The following is a 19,978-nucleotide window of genomic DNA, read 5'->3' as shown; positions in this document are numbered from 1 at the left end:
CCAACCTCCCGAGGACGAGGAGCAATCGCAGATGAACGCGCCCGATCACATCATCGTCGGCAGCGGCATCAACGCGCTGGTCTGCGCGGCGATGCTTGGCGGCAAGGGGGCAAAGGTGCTGGTGCTCGAGCGCAACGACCGCATCGGCGGTTGCATGCGCACCGAGGAGATCACCGCGCCCGGCTTCATCCACGACGTGATGGCGACGACCTTCGTACTGTTCATCACCTCGCCTGCCTATGCGGCGCTGGGCAAGGATCTGGCGCGGCACGGCCTGGAGTTCTGCAACACCGGCACGCCCACCGGCGTGCTGCGGCCGGACGGCAGCTATGCCATCCTGCGCACCGATCGGCCCGCCAATGTCGCGGCTGCCAATGCGCTTGCCGCAGGCGATGGCGACCGGCACGGCAGCGACGTCGGCGAGATCGAGCGCAATGCCGGCCTGCTGTTCGGGCTGCTCGGCGGCAGCCTGTGGTCTTACCCCACGACCAGGCTGCTGGCGGGCGAAGCCTGGCGGCGCGGCCCGCGCGGCCTTGCCGCCTTTCTCGGCGATGCGCTGGTGCCGGCGCGCGGCTGGCTGGAGAACACTTACCAGTCTGAGATCACCCGGGCGCTGTGGGCGCCCTGGGTGCTGCATGCCGGCCTTGGGCCTGAAGACGCGTTCTCCGGCCAGATCGCCAGGGTTATCGCCTTTGCGCTGGAAGCTGCCGGCGCGCCGATCGTCAAGGGCGGCGCTGGGAATCTGCTGTCCGCCTTCGAAGCGCTGATCAAGGAGCGCGGCGGCGTGATCCGGACTGAAGGGGACGTTGCCTCCATCATCCAGACTGGAGGCCGAGCCACCGGCGTACGGCTGGCTTCGGGCGAAACGGTCACCGCGAAGAAGAGCGTCATCTGCTCGGTCACGCCGACCCATCTCTACGGGCGGCTGCTCGGCGACGCGGCTCCGAAAGCCGACCTCGAGGCGGCGCAGAAATACCGCTACGGCAAGGGCAATTTCCAAATACACTATGCCCTGGACAAGCCGCCCGCATGGCGCGGCGAGGGCCTGGCAAAGGTCGCGCTGCTGCATCTGACACCGGGGCTCGACGGCGTGTCGAAAGCCTGCAACGAGGCCACGCGCGGCATGCTGCCGGAGGTGCCGACCATCTGCGTCGGCCAGCCGCATGCGCTCGATCCTTCGCGCTGTCCGGAAGGCAAGGCGATCCTGTGGCTGCAACTGCCCGAGGCGCCACGCCATATCAAGGGCGATGCCGCCGGCAAACTGCAGACACCGGCCGACGGCCGCTGGACCGACGCGCTGCGCGAGGCCTACGCGGACCGTGCCGAAGCGATCCTCGCCAGCCATATCGACGGGTTCAAGGACAGCGTCATTGCACGCCGCGCCTATTCGCCCGCCGATCTGGAAGCGATCAACGTCAATCTGGTCGGCGGCGATCCCTATGGCGGCTCATCGACCATCGACCAGTCGTTCCTATGGCGGCCGTTCAAGACGAGCCGCAATCACGACACCGGGATCAAGGGCCTCTACCATATCGGAGCCTCGACCCATCCCGGCGCCGGGCTTGGCGGCGGTTCCGGCTTTCTGCTGGCGGGGAGGCTGTGATGGAACAGAAGGTTGAAAAGCGCCAGCGCATCTCGACACTGGGCCAGATCGGACTGCAGCAATTCGCGCCCTATCTGATGAACCGCATCATGGGCCGCTACAACGCCACCTTGCGCGACGATTTTCGCAAGCAGGGCCTGACCATCCCGCAGGTGCGCACACTCGCCGTGCTGTCGGTGGCCGACGGCGTCACCGTCAACGATCTCTCGGTCTACACGGTCATCGAACAATCCACGTTGAGCCGGACGCTCGACACGCTGGAAGGGCAAGGGTTTGTGCGGCGGGAGCAGGGGGTCACCGACAGCCGCATCCGCCATGTGTTCCTGACCGACGACGGTCGCGCCGAGTTCAGCCGCGCCTGGCCGGCCATGCATGATGCGTTCGAGGCGATGTTCGATGACATCGATGATGTTGAATATGCCGCCCTGATCGCGACGCTGCAGAAGATGCTGAAGAACATTCGCAAGCACGACATCTAGACGTACGCCGCCGCCGGATATCGGCGGCAACGGAAGGAGGCTGACATGGCTGAACGGTCTTTTGCCAAGGAAGTCGAAAAGCTCAGGCTCGGCGCCGGAGAGGAGTTTTCCGGCGAGGGCATTCTCGCCATCACCAAGGCGCTGCTGCAATGCGGCGTCGGCTATGTCGGCGGCTATCAGGGCGCGCCGATCAGCCATCTGATGGATGTGCTGGCCGATGCGCAGGATATTCTGGGCGAGCTCGGCGTGCATTTCGAGGCAAGCGCCTCGGAAGCCACCGCCACCGCCATGCTGGCCGCATCTGTGCATTATCCGATCCGCGGTGCGGCGACCTTCAAGTCGACCGTCGGCACCAATGTCGCGTCGGACGCGCTCGCCAACCTCGCCTCTGGCGGCGTCACCGGCGGCGCGCTGATCATTGTCGGTGAGGATTATGGCGAGGGCTCCTCGATCATGCAGGAGCGCAGCCACGCCTTTGCCATGAAAAGCCAGGTCTGGCTGCTCGACCCGCGGCCGAACCTGCCCTCGATCGTCAAGGCGGTGGAGGACGGCTTCGAGCTTTCCGAGGTTTCCAACACGCCTGTCATGCTGCAGGTCCGCATCCGCTGCTGCCATGTCCATGGCCGTTTCATCGCCAAGGACAACAAGCGGCCGACCATGACGGTGGCCGATGCGCTCGCCGCGCCGCGCCGCGACACCGGCCGCATCGTGCTGCCGCCCGCCTCTTTCCTGCACGAGAAGGAAAAGGTGCAGAAACGCTGGCCGGCGGCGGTGGATTTCATCCGCAAAAACAAGATCAACGAGTTCTTCGGTCCGGAGCACGGCTCGGTCGGCATCGTCATGCAGGGCGGTATGTACAATTCGGTCGTCCGAGCGCTGCAGCGGCTAAGCCTTGCCGACACCTATGGTGTGACAGACGTGCCGCTCTACGTGCTGAATGCCGTCTATCCCTTGGTCGACGACGAGTTCCTGTCCTTCTGCGAGGGTAAGGACGCTGTGCTCGTCGTCGAGGAAGGCCAGCCCAATTATATCGAGCAGGCTTTCGCATCGATGCTGCACAAGGCCGGGCGTGGCACGAAACTCGTCGGCAAGGAGCACCTGCCGATGGCTGGCGAATACACCGGCCAGGTCATGCTCGACGGCATCGGATCGTTCCTGCGCGCCACCATCCCCCACCTGCTGCCGGGCGAAGTCCGCGCGCCGAACAAGATCGGCGACGGGCTCGATACCGCTGACCTGATCAACGTCGTTCCGGGCCGTCCGCCCGGCTTCTGCGTCGGCTGTCCGGAACGGCCGATCTTCGCCGCCACCAAGCTGGTCGAGCAGGAGCTGGGCAAGCACCACATCGCCTCCGACATCGGCTGCCATCTGTTTTCGATCATGCCGCCTTTCGAGCTTGGCGCTACTACTATGGGCTACGGGCTGGGGCCGGCCTCGGCCTCAGCGTTCAATTCGCCCGATGCCAAGCGCCGGTCGATCTCCTTCGTCGGCGACGGCGGCTTCTGGCACAACGGCCTGACCTCATCGATCGGCAACGCCGTGTTCAACAAGAACGACGGCGTCATCGTCATCGTCGACAATTTCTATTCGGCGGCGACGGGAGGGCAGGACATTCTTTCATCCCGCGCCGGCAACAAGACGAAATCGACCAAGCATCCGATCACCGAGGCGGTGAAGGGCATGGGTGTCAAATGGCTGCGCCACATCGACCGCACCTATGACGTGACCAAGATGCAGGACACGCTGCGCGAGGCGCTGACGACGGACGAGAAGGGCCCAAAAGTCATCGTCGCCTCGTCCGAATGCATGCTGAACCGGCAGCGCCGCGAAAAGCCGCTGGTCGACAAGGCGATCAAGGGCGGGAAAAGGATCGTCAAGCCGAAATTCGGCGTCGACGAGGACATCTGCACCGGCGACCATGCCTGCATGCGGCTTTCCGGCTGCCCGTCGCTGTCGGTGAAGTCGCTGGACGATCCGCTGCGCGACGATCCGGTGGCGCATATCGACCAGAGCTGCGTCGGCTGCGGCAATTGCGGCGAGGTTGCCGATGCGGCGGTGCTGTGCCCGTCCTTCTACCGCGCCGACGTGGTGCACAATCCCAGCCGCTGGGACCGTTTCCTCGAAGCCGCGCGTCGCGCCACGATCAGCCTCTTGCAGCGGCGCCGTGAAAGCCGGCGCCTGACATTCGCCGATGCTTGACGCCGTTCCCTCATCGCGCTCGAACGCCGGTGCTCCTGAAGGCGAGCGCGTCATCAAGCTTGCCGTGCTGGCGGTCGGCGGCCAGGGCGGCGGCGTGCTCGCCGACTGGATCACCGACGTCGCCGAACGCAATGGCTATGTCGCGCAGTCGACCTCGGTCGCCGGCGTCGCCCAGCGCACCGGCGCCACGATCTACTATGTCGAAATGTGCCGCGACACCGGCCGCCTGCCGGTCTTTGCGCTGTCGCCCTCGCAGGGCGACGTCGACATCTTGATCGCCGCCGAACTGATGGAGGCCGGCCGCGCCATCATCCGCGGCTTCGTCACGCCGGAGCGCACGACGCTGATTGCCTCGTCGCATCGCATCGCCGCGGTCTCGGAAAAGATCGAGCCCGGCGATGGCCGCGCCTCGTCCTCAAAGGTGCATGCCACGGCTGAAACGGCGGCCAAGCGCTTCATCGCCTTCGACATGGAGAAGATCGCCGCCGACAACGGCTCGATGATCTCGGCCAGCCTGCTCGGCGCGCTGGCCGGCTCCGATGCCTTGCCGTTCACACGCGAGAGCTATGAACAGGCGATCAGTGCCGGCGGCCGCGGCGTGAAGGCCAGCCTCGCCGCCTTCGGCGCGTCCTTTGATCGCGCCCGCGACATCACGAACACGCCACCTCTGGGCGACAAGATCGCGGAGCCGAAAGCTGCTGAAACCGGCTCGGGCGCGGCGGCAAAGGTGAGCGGCCCGGAAAGCCTGTTGAAGGGCTGGCAGGACCTTGCGGCGCGCGTCGATGCGCTACCGCTTCCCCTGCACGACATGGCGTTTCGCGGTCTGAAAAAAGTCGTCGACTATCAGGACATCGCCTATGGCGGCGAGTATCTCGACCGGCTCGACCGGGCCGTCGCTCTGGACAGTGCCGAGCATGACTACGTGCTGTCGATATCAGCGGCAAAGCATTTGGCCAACGCCATGTGCTACGATGACATGATCCGCGTCGCCGACCTGAAGACGCGTTCGACGCGCGACAAGCGGGTGCGCCGCGAGGTCGGTGTCAAGGAGGGAACGATCCTCCAGGTGACCGAATATTTCCATCCGCGCATCGAGGAATTCTGCGGCACGCTGCCGTCCGGCCTCGGCAGTTACATCGAGACGCGGCCGAAGCTTGCCGCCTTCCTTGACCGCCGCATCAACCATGGCCGCCGCATCCGCACCGACAGTTTCGCCGGCTTCGTCGCGCTGTGGTTCATCGGCGGCCTGCGTCGCTGGCGCCGTCGCCTGCTGCGCCACAAGGTCGAGACCGCACATCTCGAGCGCTGGTATGCGCTGGCGCTCGGCCATGTCAGGGAGGACTACGCACTCTCCGCCGAAATCCTCAACTGTCGCCGCCTGATCAAGGGCTACAGCGACACACATGCCCGCGCCCAGTCGAAATTCGACCGCGTGCTGTCGGCACTCGATCTGCTCAAGGGCCGCGCCGACGCCGCCGACTGGATCCGGCGCTTGCGCGAAGCCGCGCTGAAGGACGAGAAGGGCGACATGCTCGACGGCGCGCTGAAGACTGTGGCGTCGTTGGGCTCGGATCTGGAAAATTGAAACGCCCCGGTTCGGCACCGAACCACTCAGGGATCCGGGCAACCATTCAGCGTCCAGTCATGTCGACCAGGCTTCCTATCCCCCCGATCACCGACGCTATATCCATTCGCTGAAGCGCGTGCCTGCCTCAAGGAATGCATGTCTGATTTGCAATTCCACGACGTGTTTCTTTCGTCTCTCAGAATTCCGCATTTTGAGAGAGTGGAATTCCACGTATGCGGCATAAAGATCGCGATGGACTCCGGACCTGATCAAGTCATCAAGGATCTCGTACTCTGCCCCTTCTGCATCGAGTTTGAGAACGACCACGTCGTACAGCTCATGCTTCGCTCGGATCATCTGTGACAGCGAAAACGTTTCGACAAGGTCCGGGGCAAATCGCAGCGATTGATACAAGCTTTCGTTGTGGTCAGGGACGATCGAGCAACTTTGGTGGGTGGGCTCCGACCGGCCCGGAGGGGGACCAAATAATTCGGCGTAGCCATCTTTCACGCTTGCCGCCTTGCCGATGATCTCCATAGTCGCCTTTTCTGAGCGCAAAGCATAAAGGTGCGCCAGGCAATTCTTGTTGGGCTCGACCAGAACGAAGTCGTAGCGGTCGGGTGTGTAGTACCGGGAAAAGTATTTGTATCCCTGACCGATGTTCGAACCACAATCGATAAACAATCCGCGACTTCGCCTTGCTGCCTTGAGCTTGGACAATGCCTGCCTTGCGTCCGTCGCAACGCGACGACGGAGCCATCGCGACCTAAACGGTTCGCTCAGCGACAAGGCCGACAGTTGGAGGAACCGCCCAAGCCCCTCGGTTCTCAAGACGTCTGTTGCTTTCTGGGTCTTTTTAGTGAGCTTTGTTGCCAATCGGGCCGTCGGCCCCGTTGCGGCAATGAACATCCTCGCCCTCCTGCCCCCGCCCCCGGTGGACCGTTCCGTTCCGATAAGGGCTTGAACCTCGCACGGAGCTTCCGATCCCGCAGCGCCATTGGAAAACGAACACGGCAAAGTACGCTTAAATCTGGGCCTGTCTTCGTCCATTCGAGGGATGCCCTTTCTGGACGATCACATTGACACACGGAGCGGTTCGGGGGGTTGACCGCACGCATCAGCGTTGTGGCGAGGTCCAGAAAGGAAATGACGGCGCCGCATCAATGGAGAGTGGCTTGATGGGGCCGGCCAGACGTAAGGTGGACGAACCGGCAGAGAGGAAGAAGCCTGACACGAATGGCGCCATTTGTACCTCGGAACGCGTCTTGATGGAAAGGCTTTGAGCTTGCGGGCAGTGCACCTAAGCCTATGAAACAACTGGTGCCGCTTGCGTGACTCGAACACCTGACCCCATCATTACGAACTTTATGGCGAGCGGACGCCACGATTCGCTACAGAACGAAAAATGTCTATTTTACAGATAGTTATTGCCGTCGGCATACGAGGAAATATCCTTACTGGGTTGAGCACGGTGGCAGACATAGAGCGGTTTCCATTCAGACCGGACCACGTGGCGAGCGGCTCGCCGATCTAGCCCAGGTCGCTATTATGAACGACACTCCCAACAAGATTGCCTGGGTCGTCGGCACGCGGCCATACGGATTAAGCGCAGCTTGGGCTCCACTGCGTTTAATCGCTGAAGCAGTGATCGAATGGCGGGTGTGGGGCCGTAACCGGACTGTCAGGTTTCGGCTGGGATTTTTTACCAGCAGCCGTTCGACACCCGACTCCATAGGAGCCATTGACAGTTCGATCGTGCGATGACCGCTTCTGGGCCCAGAACCGTTATTGGTGCCAGGTGTGGCTAACGGTTCCCGGTTGCGAACTCCCTTGCGGCCTGCAGGAAGGCACTGAAGGCTGCGGGTGGGTTCTTCCTGCCCGGGTAATAGAGCGAGAGCGGCGCCAGCGGCGGGGTCCAGTCATCGAGAACGGACATGAGCCGACCCTCAGCGATGTCCTCGCGCACATCCGCCTCCATCACATATCCTAGTCCGATCCCATTCTGTGCAGCAATCCGGACCAAGCTCGGCTCGTCGAGGGTGATGGCCCCCTGGACATCGATCTGCACGGCGGTCCCTTCCTTCTCGAACCGCCAGCGGAACAGCGCGTTGTTCGGAAGACGTGCCCGTATGCACCGAAATCGGTATAGATCGCCCGGAACGACAGGCCGCCCGTGTGTGCGCAGGAAATCCGGCGAGGCGACAACCGCATTTCGTCGCGGTAGTCCAAGCGAAATGGCGATCATATCGCTTGGCACAAGGTCCGCCGGCCTCAAGCCCAAGTCGAATCCGCCGGCGACAATGTCGACCAGCCGCCCCTCCGTGACAAGATCGATATGCACCTGCGGGTAGCGCCGTAGAAACGACAGAACGAGGGGCGCGATCACTTCCCGTGCCGCCGATGCAAAGGTGTTGATGCGCAAGGTGCCCGTTGGCGTCTCCTGCAGCGACTGCGCCGCCAGCATGGCGTCATGGATGTCCGTCATCGCCGGACCGACCCGCTCCACGAAGCTTCTTCCGGCATCGGTAAGCGAAACGCTACGCGTTGTTCGGTTGAACAGGCGAATTCCTAAACGCTGCTCAAGCTTTGCAATGGCGTTGCTTAGTGCCGTCGTCGACATACCGAGATCAAGTGCTGCAGCCCGGAAAGAGCCCAGCCGAGCGATGCTGAGAACCGCATCCAGGTCAGCCAGAAAAGACCTCGTCATTATCCCTCTTATCGGAATTCCACGTGCCTTTTTATCCCAGTTATCGCGGCAGTCGTCCAGACCTAGGTTGTCACTTGCCGGCCCAAATGGGTCGAGGCCCACAGCTGGCAAAGGCTGGACTTGATTGGAAGAGTAAAATGACGATTACACTACCCCTTACACTGCCAAAGGGCATCCAAGCCTATTTCGACGCCGACCGAAATGGCGGGCCGGATGCTGTCGCTGCCGCTTTTACCGAAAACGGCATCGTGAAGGACAAGGGCAAAACCCATATGGGCCGTGAGGCCATTCGAAAGTGGATGGCTGAGGCCACCCAGCAATACAGCTACACGGTCGAACCCATCTTCATCGCGACCGAAAACGGGAAGACCCAAGTGACGGGCCACGCCGTCGGCGACTTCCCGGGAAGCCCGGTCGAACTGCGTTTCTTCTTCGTCCTCGCGGACGACAAGATTGCCGAACTGGAGATCACTATATGACACCCTTCGTCACATTGCAGGGGCGTCGGGCCCTGATCACCGGAGGTACTTCAGGTGCCGGCGCCGCGACCGTGGCGCTCTTTCAAGAGCTTGGCGCCCGTGTGCTGACCACCGCTCGCACCAAGCCGGCGGACTTCTCCGGTGGGGCATTCGTCGCGGCCGACCTGACTACCGAGGCGGGGGTTCAAGCCGTCGTCAACGCGGTGCATCGGGATCTTGGCGGGCTCGATATCCTTGTTAACGTGCTGGGAGGCTCTTCTGCCCCTTCAGGCGGCTTTGCTGCGCTCACCGACACGGAATGGGACAAGGAGTTCAACCTCAACTTCTTTCCTGCGGTCAGGCTCGATCGTGCTCTGATTCCCGGCCTGATCGCTCAGGGAAGCGGCGTCGTCATCCACGTCACCTCGATCCAGAACCGCCTGCCGCTACCGGAGGCGACGACGGCCTACGCTTCGGCCAAAGCGGCCCTCAACACCTACAGCAAAAGCATCTCGAAGGAGGTTTCTCCTAAGGGAGTGCGGGTGGTGCGCGTTTCTCCCGGCTGGATCGCCAGTCCGAACTCTAATGGTCTGGCCCTGCGCATAGCCGAGGAAGCCGGCATTGCCTACGCCGATGCGGTAGAGGTGATCATGAAGTCACTCGGCGGCATACCGCTTGGACGACCGGCCGAGCCGAAAGAGGTCGCCGACCTGATCGCCTTCCTTGCATCGGATCGAGCATCGTCCATTACCGGGACAGAGCATGTGATCGACGGCGGCACTATTCCCACCGCGTGAACAGACGGTGCGCGCACCACAGCGCGCATCTGCCCCCTGCCAGAGGTAGTGCGGTCAGGCCGTGCTGGTCCAGCCACCCGTGTGGGAGTAAATCGCGTTACGCAGTTCCCTCACATCGCGCGTGATCTGGTTCAGATGACTAGGACTTTGTCCTGAGGTCGAGAGCAGTCCATCTGCAAGGCAACCTGCCCGAGATCTCAGTTCACGCCCTTTGTCGGTGAGTTCAATCAGAACCTGCCTCTCGTTGGTCGGGTTCCTGGTTCGGCTGAGAAGTTCCGCAGTCTCCAGCCTCTTGAGCAGAGGCGTCAGGGTACTTGATTCTAGCGCCAGCCTGTCGGCGATGCTGCCAACCGTCTGCTCGCCGTGTTGCCAGAGCACGTTGAGCACCAGATACTGAGGATATGTAAGCCCTAGGCCGTCCAGCAATGGCTTGTAGACCCGCTGGATTGCGATGCCTGCGGAGTAAATTGCGTAGCAAAGCTGGTCATCGAGCGGCAGTGGGTTGTTCGGTTTCTTCGTGGGCATGGGTTCGTCTCCTGCAGATCGATATAGCCTATCCCGTCGGCAAAAAGAATATCGCGATAAAAATTATGATTGACAAGCTTCTCACGCCGAGCCAAGATAGTTATCGCGATAATGAATATCGCGATTTTGATGAAGAGAGAAAACATGGTTTCGAAGACATCGAACATCTTGGCAGCAACAGCCGCCGTCGCGGTAATCGCCACTGCCTCAGCTTCACACGGCGCCGAAAAGATTCCTGACACACAGGCCATCAAGAACGTGGTGCTGGTTCATGGCGCATTCGCGGATGGTTCCGGTTGGCGCGGCGTCTATGAAGATCTGACGGCGCGAGGTTATCGCGTGTCGATCGTCCAGAATCCGCTAACCTCGCTGGCAGACGATGTCGCCGCGACCAAACGTACGCTGGATCGTCAGGAAGGACCGGCGGTTCTTGTGGGGCATTCTTGGGGCGGCACTGTGATCACCGAGGCCGGCATCCACCACAATGTCGAAAGTCTCGTTTACGTTTCAGCGCTTTCTCCCGACGCCGGACAGACCACCGGTCAGCTGTACGAGGGATATCAGACCCCGCCGGAATTCGTCATCGAGACCACACCGGACGGTTACGGTTTTATCTCCCCCGACAAATTCAAGATCGGCTTCGCCAACGACACGACCGACGCTGATGCGGCCTTCATGCGCGACTCGCAGGTGCCGGTGAATATGTCGGCGTTCGGGACGAAGCTCGAGCACGCCGCGTGGCGCAGCAAGCCGAGCTGGGCAGTGATTGCCACGGACGACAAAGCCTTCGACCAGCGCATGCTGCAGGACATGGCGAAACGCATCGGCGCAAAGGTCACCGAGGTGGCGGCCAGCCATGCAGTGTTCATGACGCAGCCGAAAGTCGTCGCTGACGTGATTGACGAAGCTGCACGCAAGGGCGCCGTCGCGGCTCGTTGATGAGCGACAGTCGTGGCTGCAAACAGCGCGCCGGATAACTGACATCCGGCGCGCGAAACACGAAGTCAACAATTCCAAGAGAGTTACAATGCAGAGCAGTTCTTCCGCCACGCGGCAAAAGACTTCGAACGACGCGCTCGAGAAAATCAGGCGAGGCTGACGGCAAAGCTCAAGCCAGGATACGACTTCATAGTTTGCGGCGCCGGCGCATCCGGATCCGTGATTGCTCGACGCCTCGCCGAAAACTCTGCCTGCAATGTTCTTCTGATTGAAGCGGGCGGTACCGACGATACCGAAGCGGTGCTTGATCCGAGCCTGTGGCCCACAAACCTCGGTAGCGAGCGCGATTGGGGTTTTGTTGCAGAGCCAAACCGGGACCTAGGCGGACGCGCCTTGCCGATGTCGATGGGAAAGGGCCTTGGTGGAGGCTCCAGCGTCAACGTCATGGTCTGGGCGCGCGGGCACCGCAGTGACTGGGATCACTTTGCTGAGGTGTCTGGCGATGATGGTTGGGGTTATGAGGCGGTGTTGGACATCTATCGCCGCATTGAATCCTGGCAAGGGGCACCGAATGAACGATATCGGGGAACGAACGGTCCGGTTTGGGTTCAGCCACCCCATGACCCCAGCCCGATCGCGGGTGCGATGCTGCAGGCGGCTCAGCAACTAGGTATCCCGCGGTTCGACAGCCCGAACGGCGCTATGATGGAGAGCGAGGCGGCGCGGCCTACACCGACATGCTTGTGCGCGACGGGCGGCGCCACTCGCTCTATCGCGCATACGTTCTACCGTGGACCGACAAACCGAATCTCACAGTGCTGACGATACACTGGTAAGACGGGTGCTATTCGGCGGACGACGCGCTGTAGCCGTTGAAATTGAGCGAGGTGGAAATGTTCAGACGCTCTCCGCGACCACGGAAATCATCCTCTCGACAGGAGCGATCAATACGCCAAAGCTTTTGATGCTGTCTGGAATAGGAGATTGCACGCACCTCGAACGCCACAACATTCCGCTCGTTCAAAACCTGCCTGGGGTCGGCGAAAACCTGCAGGACCACGTATCCTTCGGTTGCTCGTGGGAGTGTCGCGAACCGCTCGCTCCTCGCAACAATGGAAGCGAAGCTACTCTTTACTGGAAGAGCCGGCCGGAAATGCGCGAGCCAGACCTTCTGTTCTGTCAGGTGGAATTCCCGGTTCCAAGCGACCGAACTTCCGCTCGGGGGATACCCGCGCACGGATGGACGATGTTCGCTGGACTTGCTCGCCCACAGAGCCGTGGACGGGTGAGATTGAGGAACGCGGACCCTGTATCGGGTCCGGTCGTTGACGCCCGTATGATGGCTCACCCCCATGACCTGGAAGCGGCAAGGGCGTGTGTGAAGCTTTGCCGGGAACTCGGCCAAGCGAACGCGCTACGCCCGTTCGTCAAGCGTGAGGTGATCCCTGGTGTGGGAACTGACGCAGACGACGATTTCATCCGTGATGCAGCCGTAACCTACTGGCATCAGTGTGGCACCGCTCGAATGGGTGTAGACGAAATGTCGGTAGTCGATAGTGACCTCAGCGTGCATGGCGTCAAGGGGCTACGCGTAGCGGACGGGTCGATCTTGCCAAGGGTGACAACTGGGAACACCCAAGCACCTTGTGCTGTGATTGGCGAACGGGCAGCGCAGATGGTCCGAAACGAATATCGTCTCTGATAAGTGGGGCGAAACGGGGCGTTTAAGCGCCGACAGTCTTTGATGTTACAGCTTGCACAAAATCGGACTTCGCGAGGCCGCCACGACATCGGCTTCGAAAGGAGTGTCTGCTTCCAAGCAGCCACACCATATTGTGCAATGTCCAAAACTGAGGCGCTGAGCTGTCATCGGCATCACGCAAATTCGATTCTTGGCGGGGATCTTCACCTGCTCCCGGTCGCGCGTACGCTAGGCTGCCACATGGTTCGATGGAATGTCCGTCCTTCCAAAACCGGCTTAAAAACCGGCCTAATCTGGAAAATTAAGCTGGTGAGAGATGGAGTACAGTCTCTGAAAGATTAATGATTTCAAATGGTTGGAGTGGCGCGCCCGAAGAGATTCGAACTCCTGACCCCAGATTCGTAGTTAAGGGGAGGGTGCTGCGGTCAGACGCGAGGCGACAAATCCGTAAGGACCGCGGATTCTAAATCCGCTGCGGCAAACGGGACCGGCGAGCGCCACCGTCGTCTTCGGCCAATCCCGTATTCCAAATCGGCCGCTTCGCCCAAGCCTGATCCCGATTGGCGCGGAGCGTCGAGGCCGGGAATGCCGCCGCTGCTCGCCATCCGTATCCCGTAGCCAGCATTTTTCTGGAGACAACGCGGAGACAAAGGCTTAGCGGAAAGCAATGTCTCCAACTCGATCGCCCGGATGGTTGGATCTAGACCTTTGATTTTCTTGACAAACTTTGGTGCCGCTTGCGTGACTCGAACACCTGACCCCATCATTACGAATGATGTGCTCTACCAACGGAGCTAAAGCGGCCCGGGAAGCCAAGTCATCCAAGATGCGCTGGTGATAGACGCAACGCTACGGAATGCAGTGCTTCTCGATGTCGCGCGCCGTGAACTCTGCTGCGCGTCGCCACGCTTCGTCGATATCCCCGCGGTAGGTCAGGTATCGATCGCAGACAGGTTTATTGTCGTTCAAATCCAGCACTGCGATTCACCCAGCCAACCAGCGTGCTCATCTTGTGCACCTGACCGATCAGGAGATATTTCACGCTGACTGTTCTTGCCCGCTTGGAGAGATCGACAAGGCCGGGGTCCTTGATGGTGCACTGCTCTGCCTGACAGGGTAGTGCGACGAGGTCGATCTTCTGGTTGCCCGAAAGACCATCCTGCAACGCAACGCCAAATGCCTTCAGTCGCGCCTCGTGTTCGGCGGTCTGGTCCCTGACTTCGCCGGATGTATCCTTGAACTCGAAATCCGCGACGGCGAGGATCGTGGGCTCGGCATCGGCAAAAGCGGTCGACGCGAGTACACCTGCGCCGATCAGGATCAGGAGAAATCGTCCGCACTCAAAAAGTCGAAATCGATCGTCTGCATGATTGTCTCGTCGCGTTGTTTAGAAGAGGCGGAAAGCAAGCGCAGGCTATCCAGTTACGTCGCAACGTCAACTTTCCGCCCGTTACTGGGTGGACTCCACCTTGGCGACAACGAGCTTGCCTTGGGCGCGCGAGATTTCGAGTGCCTGGCCGGCCCCTGCCAACTCGCCCGGGACCGAGATCACGAACGCCTGGCCCTCGGTGAGGGTCGCGACGAAGCGTACTGGCAAACTTTCTTCGCCCGCCGCCATCGTGGTGACCACCCGGTAGCCGTCAGCCGCCTCCGTGTAGTAGACGACGCCGTGAAAGTTGCCGAGATCGACGCTCCCACCCTGACGGGCCGTGAGTTCGCCGGCAGAAGCGGAACCTGCCACAACGCAAAGCGCTGCAAGAGCTGTGTATCTGAACATCGTTTTCTCCTCTATTAATGATTTGCCGTTCGGCTGGATGGTCGCCTTCGGCTGCATCCAATAAAATCACGCTGCGAGCTGATCCTCGCGGGCAGCCGCGATCATCACATTCGCGAGCAACCCGTAGGCTGCCTCCCAAGTGTCGCGGACAGCCGGTGTAAAAGCCGGACCGAGGCCGACTGCCAGCGTCTCGATGAGCGCTTGCCCGACGATCGGGTAATGACGCTCCTCGACGCCGTAGGTCTCGTGACGCTTGGCGAGCACGCGCACCGTCGGGAGGATGGTGTCGGCACGGTCCAATCCGTGCACGACGAAGCCCAGGCTCGCCATCAGCTTGGCGCCTTGCTTGGTCATGTCTCTCACCGGAAACAGCGCGCGAAGGTCCGCGTCGATCGCGAACAGGCGGTCATAGAACAGCGCGGCGGCGGCCACGCTAATCGGGACGACCTCGCGAAAACTGTCCTGAACAAGTCTGATCTGGTCGGGTGTCATCGGCGACGCTCCTGCGTTCCTGGCTTGGGGTGACCATCGCCCCAGAGCGTTTCGCGTGCATGTCGCCTGCGCGCCGATGTGTTTCAGTTGTGTCTCGATGGTTTTTCAGTTCGCGCTCATTTGGCTTCTTTTTAGGTAGATCGTACTGAGGGTGCCACAGGCCCCGTGCTCATCTCGCTCGATCCGGACCTGGTCATAGTTGAAAACCTAGGCGCGCGCGCCAGCTTGGAACTGCATCGGCAGTCGGTCATTATATCGGGGAGCCGGTGGCTCCTCCCCTATGCCCCCGTTCGGATGGAGAAATCATGCTGCGGATATTCATTGCTTCGTCTTTTCTTCTTGCCTTCGGTGCGCCCTCGACCACGCTCGCGCAGGACGGCAGCATCGAGAGCGAGACCGGCCGCATTGCGGTCGAGACCTTTGCCGAAGGGCTCGAACATCCCTGGGGCGCGACCTACCTGCCCGACGGCGCAATGCTGGTCACCGAGCGTCCGGGGCGCCTGCGGCTCGTCTCGGCCGAGGGGGCCGTTTCCGATCCGATCGACGGTGTGCCGGACGTCCTCGCCAGCGGACAAGGCGGTCTGCTGGATGTGGCGCTCGATCCGGACTTTGCCAACAACCGGACGGTTTATCTCTCCTACTCGGAGGAACGCGGCGGCGGCGCGGCCACCTCCGTCGGCCGTGGACGGCTGGATAAGAACGGCAGCGCGCTTTCGAACTTCGAAGTGATCTTCCGGCAGGAACCAGCCGTGTCCAGCCGGCACCACTACGGATCCCGCCTGGTATTCGCGCCGGACGGCAAGCTCTTCGTCACGCTCGGCGATCGCGGCAAGGCGCAACAGGCGCAGGACGCGAACAATCATCTCGGCACGGTCGTCCGCATCAATCCCGATGGTTCTGTGCCTGACGACAATCCTTTCGTCGGCAAGGACGGCGCCGATGAGATATGGTCCTACGGGCATCGCAATGTGCAAAGCGCAGCGATCCATCCCGAAACCCGCGTGCTCTGGACGGCGGAAATGGGACCGCGCGGCGGCGATGAGCTGAACATTCCGCAAGCGGGTAGGAATCACGGCTGGCCTGCGGTCAGCTGGGGCCGGCATTATTCGGGCGAACGCATCCCCGATCCTTCGACCCGGCCGGAGTTTGCCGACTCCATCCATAGCTGGACGCCGGTCATCTCGCCTTCCGGCATGACCTTCTACACCGGCGACATGTTTGCCGATTGGCGAGGCGACCTCCTGATTGGCGGACTTTCGGCGGAAGGCATCGTTCGTGTCAGGATCGACGGAAAGCAGGTCGCCGGCGAGGAAGTCCTCGCTCTCGGCAGGCGTATCCGAGACGTGGTGCAGGCTCCCGACGGCGCGGTAATGGCGTTGACCGACGAGCCAGCGGGAAGGATATTGCGACTGGCGCCGGCAGCGTCGCAGTGAGCCCACGCGGCGCGACAGACTTCCGATGGAAAGAAGCGCAAAGCGCCTTGAAAAATGAAATATGGTGCCGCTTAGGTGACTCGAACACCTGACCCCATCATTACGAATGATGTGCTCTACCAACTGAGCTAAAGCGGCCCGGGAAGCCGAGGCCTCCAAGATGCGCTGGGTGATAGACGCAACCCACCATAAATTCAAGATGGGACTTGGCAATTCGTGTGGGCTCATGCCGGGCGCATAAGCGGGGCTTCCGCACCGATCCCGCCGCGCGGTTGCGCGAAGCCACACTGGCAGGTTGCGCGATGTCGCGTTGGCGCTGCATCGGGAAATCGGCGAAAAATGTTGATTCCTTTACCGAAAACCGCCGAAATCGGCTTTGGATGCGTCACGAAGACAGAATGCGGCCGCTGGCCCGTTGATTGATTGATCGCCTGCGGCTAACGATCATGACATGTGGCCGTAGGTGCAGAGGGATCCAGCTTGGACGCGATCGAAAAAGCGATCCGGAATGCCTTCGAGAAAGGCAATGCCGAAGACCGCGCGTTTCGCGAGCGGGTCTATCGATCGGCCTTCGCCGCACTTGACCGTGCCCTGCAGGCCAACCCGGGCGTGACGGTGGAACTCGCTATCAAGCGCCGCAAGGCGGTGCAGGCCAAGATCACCGAAATCGAATCCGAATTCCTGCCGGCGGTTGCCGGCGTCGGCCCACAGACCGATGATGACGCTGCAGCATCGGCGGTGGAGCAGCCGGCTGATAGCGCAGCAGAAGTTGAGGCCGATGTCGAGGTTGAACCGGATGCCGAAGCCGACGCCGAACCCGCGCCGCCGCCTGACGTCGTTGTCGACGGTCCGGCGGAGCCTCCTGCATCCGACGCGCCCCCTGCTGCCGACGCGCCGCGCTCGCGCGTCTTGCCGGTCGTTCCCGATATCATGCCGGAAGCGGCCTTTTCCGGTGCGCCGGAGATCGACTTGTCGTCCCCTCCATCGACCGGAGACGACGACGCAGAGGTGATGCCCGACCGCGACGACAGGCGGGCGAGAGGCCCCCGCCTGCCTCTCACCGCAATCTTCCTCGGCGTGACGCTGCTCGCAGCTGTCGGCATCGGCCTCTATTTCGCTGCCCAGACCGGCGTCTTCAAGTCGGCGGCTGAACTCGACACGGCCCCGCCGCAGACGCCTCCGACGGTGGAAGACGATGATTTCACGCCGCCAAGCGACACCGCCTCGCCGCTGGACTCCGGCGAGACGGCGCGCGACTGGATCAATGTGTTTTCACCGAGCGACCCGGCGCTTGTCAGTGCGCCTTCGGATGCCAAGGCCGAAGTCATGCAGGACGACAGCGGTTCCTTCCTGCGCATCCGGTCGGGCGCCTCCGGTTCGGCGATCAGCTTCGACGTCGGGCAAGGCGTGCTGGAAAAACTCGCCGGCAAGCACGCCACGTTCGACATCATCGCCCGCTCCGAGGAGGGCAAGGACACTCAGATCTCCGTCGACTGCAACTTCGGCGAACTCGGCGACTGCGGCCGCAAGCGCTACGCGGTCGGCCACGAGCGCAACGAATATCTGTTCGACGTGCGGTTTCCCGACAAGCGTCCGGGTGCTGCCGGCACCATCGCCATCAACTCCGACTTCGACAAACAGGGCAAGTCGGTCGACATCTACGAGATCCGCGTCTCGATTGTTCCGTGATCCTCAGGTATCGAGCAGCGCCTGCAGCGTCTCGATGCGATCGGCTTCGGCCGCCGGCTTGTCCCAGCGCAGCCGTGAAATGCGCGGAAAGCGCATGGCGACGCCGGATTTGTGCCGTGTCGAGCGGTTGAGCCCTTCGAACGCCACCTCCAGCACGAGACCTTGTCTGCGGTCGGCCCGTACCGAGCGGACCGGGCCAAAGCGCTCGATCGTGTTGTCGCGGACATATTTGTCGATCTGCCTCAGTTCCTCGTCGGTGAAGCCGAAATAGGCTTTCCCCACCGGCACCAGTTCCTCCGATCCTTCCGGGCCGGACCACACGCCAAACGTGTAATCGGAATAGAAGCTCGAACGCTTGCCGTGGCCGCGCTGGGCATACATCAGCACGGCGTCGACCGTGTGCGGATCGCGCTTCCATTTGAACCATGGACCTTTGGGCCGGCCGGTGAGATAGGGCGAATCCCAGCGCTTCAGCATTACGCCTTCGATGACCGGATGCAGCGGCTTGCGGCGCAATTCCTCCAACGCCTGCCAGTCGGTGAATTCGACCAGCGGCGAAAGATCGAAGCGGCTCGGATCGAGCGTCTGCACGAAGGCTTCGAGGCGGCCGCGCCGCTCGCGGAAAGAGCACGCGCGCAAGTCCTCGTCGCCGATCTGAAGCACGTCGTAGCAGCGCATGAAGGCCGGGTATTGCTGCTGGATCTTCGGTGTCACGCTCTTGCGGTTCAGCCGCTGCTGCAGGTCCGAGAACGTACCGGTCGCCTGCAGGGGATCGCCGACCAGAAGCTCGCCGTCGAGGGTGGCGGAAAAATCCATCGCCTCTGCGAGGTCCGGAAAGGCCCCGGAGACGTCGTCGCCGGTGCGCGAATAGAGCCGGCGAATGCCGCCTTCCGATACGGCCTGGACGCGGATGCCGTCCCATTTCCATTCGGCGGCGTAGTCGGCCGGGTCGAGCTTTTCGAGATCGCCGTCACCGATCGGGTTCGACAGCATCACCGGCCGGAACAGCGCCAGAGCCGTCTTTCTGGGTTTTTCTGCCTTGCCTTCCAGCCAGGCGAACAGCTCGGTATAGGGCGGCGTCAGCCCATGCCAGAGTTCTTCGATCTCGGCGATGTCGACCTTGCCGAGATCGGCCAGCGCCTGCTTGGCCAGCCGCGCCGAGACGCCGATGCGCAGGCCGCCGGTGACCAGCTTGATGATGGCGAAGCGCGCCGAGATGCTGGCGCTGTCGAGCAGTCTGGCCAGCACCTTCGGCCCGTCGGAACGGCTCGCCGCCTGCAGCTTTGCGACGACCTCGGCGAGCGTCGGCTCATGGTTGGCGATATCTGCGGGCGATTGCGGCCAGACCAGCGACACGGTCTCTGCCAGGTCGCCGACATAATCGTAGGAATAGCCGAACAGCACCGGATCCATGCGCTCCATCACCAGCATGCGAAGCATAGCCGGCTTGACCGCCGCGATGGTCAGGTCGCCGGTGATGGCAGCCAGCGCCAGGCCGCGATCCGGATCCTCGACGCTGCGGAAATAATCGCTCAGCAGCGTCAGCTTGCCGTTACGCGACGGAGTCAGGACAAGGCGATCGAGGAGTTCGGCGAAGCGATTCATGGCGGT

Annotated in this window: 16 protein-coding genes, 2 tRNA genes and 1 pseudogene; 10 read left to right on the top strand and 9 right to left on the bottom strand. The window is 61.8% G+C overall.

All coding sequences use genetic code 11. The features are described from left to right. Positions 1–31 precede the first annotated feature (31 nt). From A9K68_RS00445 to A9K68_RS00430, 4 genes are read left to right on the top strand one after another with little or no spacing between them, the layout of a single operon-like run. Positions 32–1,603, top strand: coding sequence for an NAD(P)/FAD-dependent oxidoreductase (locus tag A9K68_RS00445; RefSeq protein ID WP_065005939.1), 1,572 nt, complete (start codon positions 32–34; stop codon positions 1,601–1,603). Further along, a complete protein-coding gene (locus tag A9K68_RS00440) occupies positions 1,603–2,082 on the top strand; it encodes a MarR family transcriptional regulator (RefSeq protein ID WP_065005938.1) in 480 nt (159 codons plus the stop codon). The genes A9K68_RS00445 and A9K68_RS00440 overlap by 1 nt, the downstream gene beginning before the upstream one ends. 45 nt (positions 2,083–2,127) lie before the next feature. Next, positions 2,128–4,281: an indolepyruvate ferredoxin oxidoreductase subunit alpha gene (locus A9K68_RS00435; protein WP_065005937.1), complete on the top strand. Its 2,154-nt coding sequence runs from the start codon at positions 2,128–2,130 to the stop codon at positions 4,279–4,281. Next, the gene (locus A9K68_RS00430; protein ID WP_065005936.1) at positions 4,274–5,866 is read left to right on the top strand and encodes an indolepyruvate oxidoreductase subunit beta family protein; all 1,593 of its coding nucleotides are present in this window, start codon (positions 4,274–4,276) and stop codon (positions 5,864–5,866) included. The genes A9K68_RS00435 and A9K68_RS00430 overlap by 8 nt, the downstream gene beginning before the upstream one ends. 96 nt (positions 5,867–5,962) lie before the next feature. Here A9K68_RS00430 and A9K68_RS00425 read toward each other — a convergent pair whose 3' ends face one another. Both A9K68_RS00425 and A9K68_RS00420 read right to left on the bottom strand, forming a co-directional pair. Then, positions 5,963–6,757, bottom strand: a complete 795-nt coding sequence (locus tag A9K68_RS00425) for an FkbM family methyltransferase (RefSeq protein ID WP_065006135.1) — start codon at positions 6,755–6,757, stop codon at positions 5,963–5,965. Positions 6,758–7,652: 895 nt separating this feature from the next. Further along, positions 7,653–8,555 (bottom strand): LysR family transcriptional regulator, encoded by a 903-nt coding sequence (locus tag A9K68_RS00420; protein ID WP_065005935.1) that lies wholly within the window; start codon positions 8,553–8,555, stop codon positions 7,653–7,655. Positions 8,556–8,692: 137 nt separating this feature from the next. Between A9K68_RS00420 and A9K68_RS00415 the strand changes: the two genes are divergently transcribed. Together A9K68_RS00415 and A9K68_RS00410 are read left to right on the top strand one after the other, a co-directional pair. Then, positions 8,693–9,034, top strand: a complete 342-nt coding sequence (locus A9K68_RS00415; RefSeq protein ID WP_065005934.1) for a nuclear transport factor 2 family protein — start codon at positions 8,693–8,695, stop codon at positions 9,032–9,034. Further along, complete coding sequence (locus A9K68_RS00410; RefSeq protein WP_065005933.1) at positions 9,031–9,810, top strand: SDR family oxidoreductase; 780 nt, start codon at positions 9,031–9,033, stop codon at positions 9,808–9,810. Before A9K68_RS00415 ends, A9K68_RS00410 begins: the two co-directional genes overlap by 4 nt. 54 nt (positions 9,811–9,864) lie before the next feature. Here A9K68_RS00410 and A9K68_RS00405 read toward each other — a convergent pair whose 3' ends face one another. Next, positions 9,865–10,335, bottom strand: coding sequence for a MarR family transcriptional regulator (locus A9K68_RS00405; protein ID WP_065005932.1), 471 nt, complete (start codon positions 10,333–10,335; stop codon positions 9,865–9,867). A gap of 144 nt (positions 10,336–10,479) precedes the next feature. Between A9K68_RS00405 and A9K68_RS00400 the strand changes: the two genes are divergently transcribed. Together A9K68_RS00400 and A9K68_RS00395 are read left to right on the top strand one after the other, a co-directional pair. Beyond that, positions 10,480–11,274, top strand: a complete 795-nt coding sequence (locus A9K68_RS00400) for an alpha/beta hydrolase (protein WP_065006134.1) — start codon at positions 10,480–10,482, stop codon at positions 11,272–11,274. A 156-nt stretch (positions 11,275–11,430) separates the two neighbouring features. Beyond that, positions 11,431–12,976 (top strand): annotated as a pseudogene (locus A9K68_RS00395) (GMC family oxidoreductase N-terminal domain-containing protein). A gap of 728 nt (positions 12,977–13,704) precedes the next feature. Here the strand turns inward: A9K68_RS00395 and A9K68_RS00390 are convergent. The 4 genes from A9K68_RS00390 to A9K68_RS00375 form a co-directional block, all read right to left on the bottom strand. Beyond that, a tRNA-Thr gene (locus tag A9K68_RS00390) sits at positions 13,705–13,780 on the bottom strand. Between the two features lie 151 nt (positions 13,781–13,931). Beyond that, a complete protein-coding gene (locus A9K68_RS00385) occupies positions 13,932–14,240 on the bottom strand; it encodes a DUF2380 domain-containing protein (RefSeq protein ID WP_246811389.1) in 309 nt (102 codons plus the stop codon). A 186-nt stretch (positions 14,241–14,426) separates the two neighbouring features. Next, the gene (locus A9K68_RS00380; protein WP_029357011.1) at positions 14,427–14,753 is read right to left on the bottom strand and encodes a hypothetical protein; all 327 of its coding nucleotides are present in this window, start codon (positions 14,751–14,753) and stop codon (positions 14,427–14,429) included. 66 nt (positions 14,754–14,819) lie between these two features. Then, a complete protein-coding gene (locus A9K68_RS00375; RefSeq protein ID WP_065005931.1) occupies positions 14,820–15,245 on the bottom strand; it encodes a globin family protein in 426 nt (141 codons plus the stop codon). Between the two features lie 305 nt (positions 15,246–15,550). Here A9K68_RS00375 and A9K68_RS00370 point away from each other — a divergent pair, with 305 nt between their 5' ends. Further along, positions 15,551–16,678 carry a PQQ-dependent sugar dehydrogenase gene (locus A9K68_RS00370; protein WP_065005930.1) on the top strand — a complete coding sequence of 376 codons (1,128 nt, stop codon included), beginning with the start codon at positions 15,551–15,553 and terminating at the stop codon, positions 16,676–16,678. A 62-nt stretch (positions 16,679–16,740) separates the two neighbouring features. On the opposite strand, the gene A9K68_RS00365 is transcribed toward A9K68_RS00370, so the two are convergent. Then, positions 16,741–16,816: transfer RNA gene (locus A9K68_RS00365), tRNA-Thr, on the bottom strand. Positions 16,817–17,158: 342 nt separating this feature from the next. Here A9K68_RS00365 and A9K68_RS00360 point away from each other — a divergent pair. Beyond that, positions 17,159–18,367, top strand: coding sequence for a hypothetical protein (locus A9K68_RS00360; RefSeq protein WP_065005929.1), 1,209 nt, complete (start codon positions 17,159–17,161; stop codon positions 18,365–18,367). Between the two features lie 3 nt (positions 18,368–18,370). Here the strand turns inward: A9K68_RS00360 and A9K68_RS00355 are convergent, their stop codons facing one another. Further along, entirely contained in the window at positions 18,371–19,972 is a 1,602-nt protein-coding gene (locus A9K68_RS00355; protein ID WP_065005928.1) for a cisplatin damage response ATP-dependent DNA ligase, read from the bottom strand. Positions 19,973–19,978 lie beyond the last annotated feature (6 nt).

The organism is Mesorhizobium sp. AA22 (assembly GCF_001672375.2).
In the GTDB taxonomy this organism is placed as follows: Bacteria; Pseudomonadota; Alphaproteobacteria; order Rhizobiales; family Rhizobiaceae; genus Mesorhizobium; species Mesorhizobium wenxiniae.
This window is presented reverse-complemented; position numbering and strand designations above follow the sequence as displayed.

Excerpts from the sequence above, each read along its gene's own strand:
- A9K68_RS00420 (WP_065005935.1), bottom strand. The coding sequence starts at position 8,555 with ATGACGAGGTCTTTTCTGGCTGACCTGGATGCGGTTCTCAGCATCGCT.
- A9K68_RS00355 (WP_065005928.1), bottom strand. The coding sequence starts at position 19,972 with ATGAATCGCTTCGCCGAACTCCTCGATCGCCTTGTCCTGACTCCGTCG.
- A9K68_RS00370 (WP_065005930.1), top strand. The coding sequence starts at position 15,551 with ATGCTGCGGATATTCATTGCTTCGTCTTTTCTTCTTGCCTTCGGTGCG.
- A9K68_RS00380 (WP_029357011.1), bottom strand. The coding sequence starts at position 14,753 with ATGTTCAGATACACAGCTCTTGCAGCGCTTTGCGTTGTGGCAGGTTCC.
- A9K68_RS00405 (WP_065005932.1), bottom strand. The coding sequence starts at position 10,335 with ATGCCCACGAAGAAACCGAACAACCCACTGCCGCTCGATGACCAGCTT.
- A9K68_RS00445 (WP_065005939.1), top strand. The coding sequence starts at position 32 with ATGAACGCGCCCGATCACATCATCGTCGGCAGCGGCATCAACGCGCTG.
- A9K68_RS00425 (WP_065006135.1), bottom strand. The coding sequence starts at position 6,757 with ATGTTCATTGCCGCAACGGGGCCGACGGCCCGATTGGCAACAAAGCTC.
- A9K68_RS00400 (WP_065006134.1), top strand. The coding sequence starts at position 10,480 with ATGGTTTCGAAGACATCGAACATCTTGGCAGCAACAGCCGCCGTCGCG.
- A9K68_RS00415 (WP_065005934.1), top strand. The coding sequence starts at position 8,693 with ATGACGATTACACTACCCCTTACACTGCCAAAGGGCATCCAAGCCTAT.
- A9K68_RS00410 (WP_065005933.1), top strand. The coding sequence starts at position 9,031 with ATGACACCCTTCGTCACATTGCAGGGGCGTCGGGCCCTGATCACCGGA.
- A9K68_RS00435 (WP_065005937.1), top strand. The coding sequence starts at position 2,128 with ATGGCTGAACGGTCTTTTGCCAAGGAAGTCGAAAAGCTCAGGCTCGGC.
- A9K68_RS00440 (WP_065005938.1), top strand. The coding sequence starts at position 1,603 with ATGGAACAGAAGGTTGAAAAGCGCCAGCGCATCTCGACACTGGGCCAG.
- A9K68_RS00375 (WP_065005931.1), bottom strand. The coding sequence starts at position 15,245 with ATGACACCCGACCAGATCAGACTTGTTCAGGACAGTTTTCGCGAGGTC.
- A9K68_RS00430 (WP_065005936.1), top strand. The coding sequence starts at position 4,274 with ATGCTTGACGCCGTTCCCTCATCGCGCTCGAACGCCGGTGCTCCTGAA.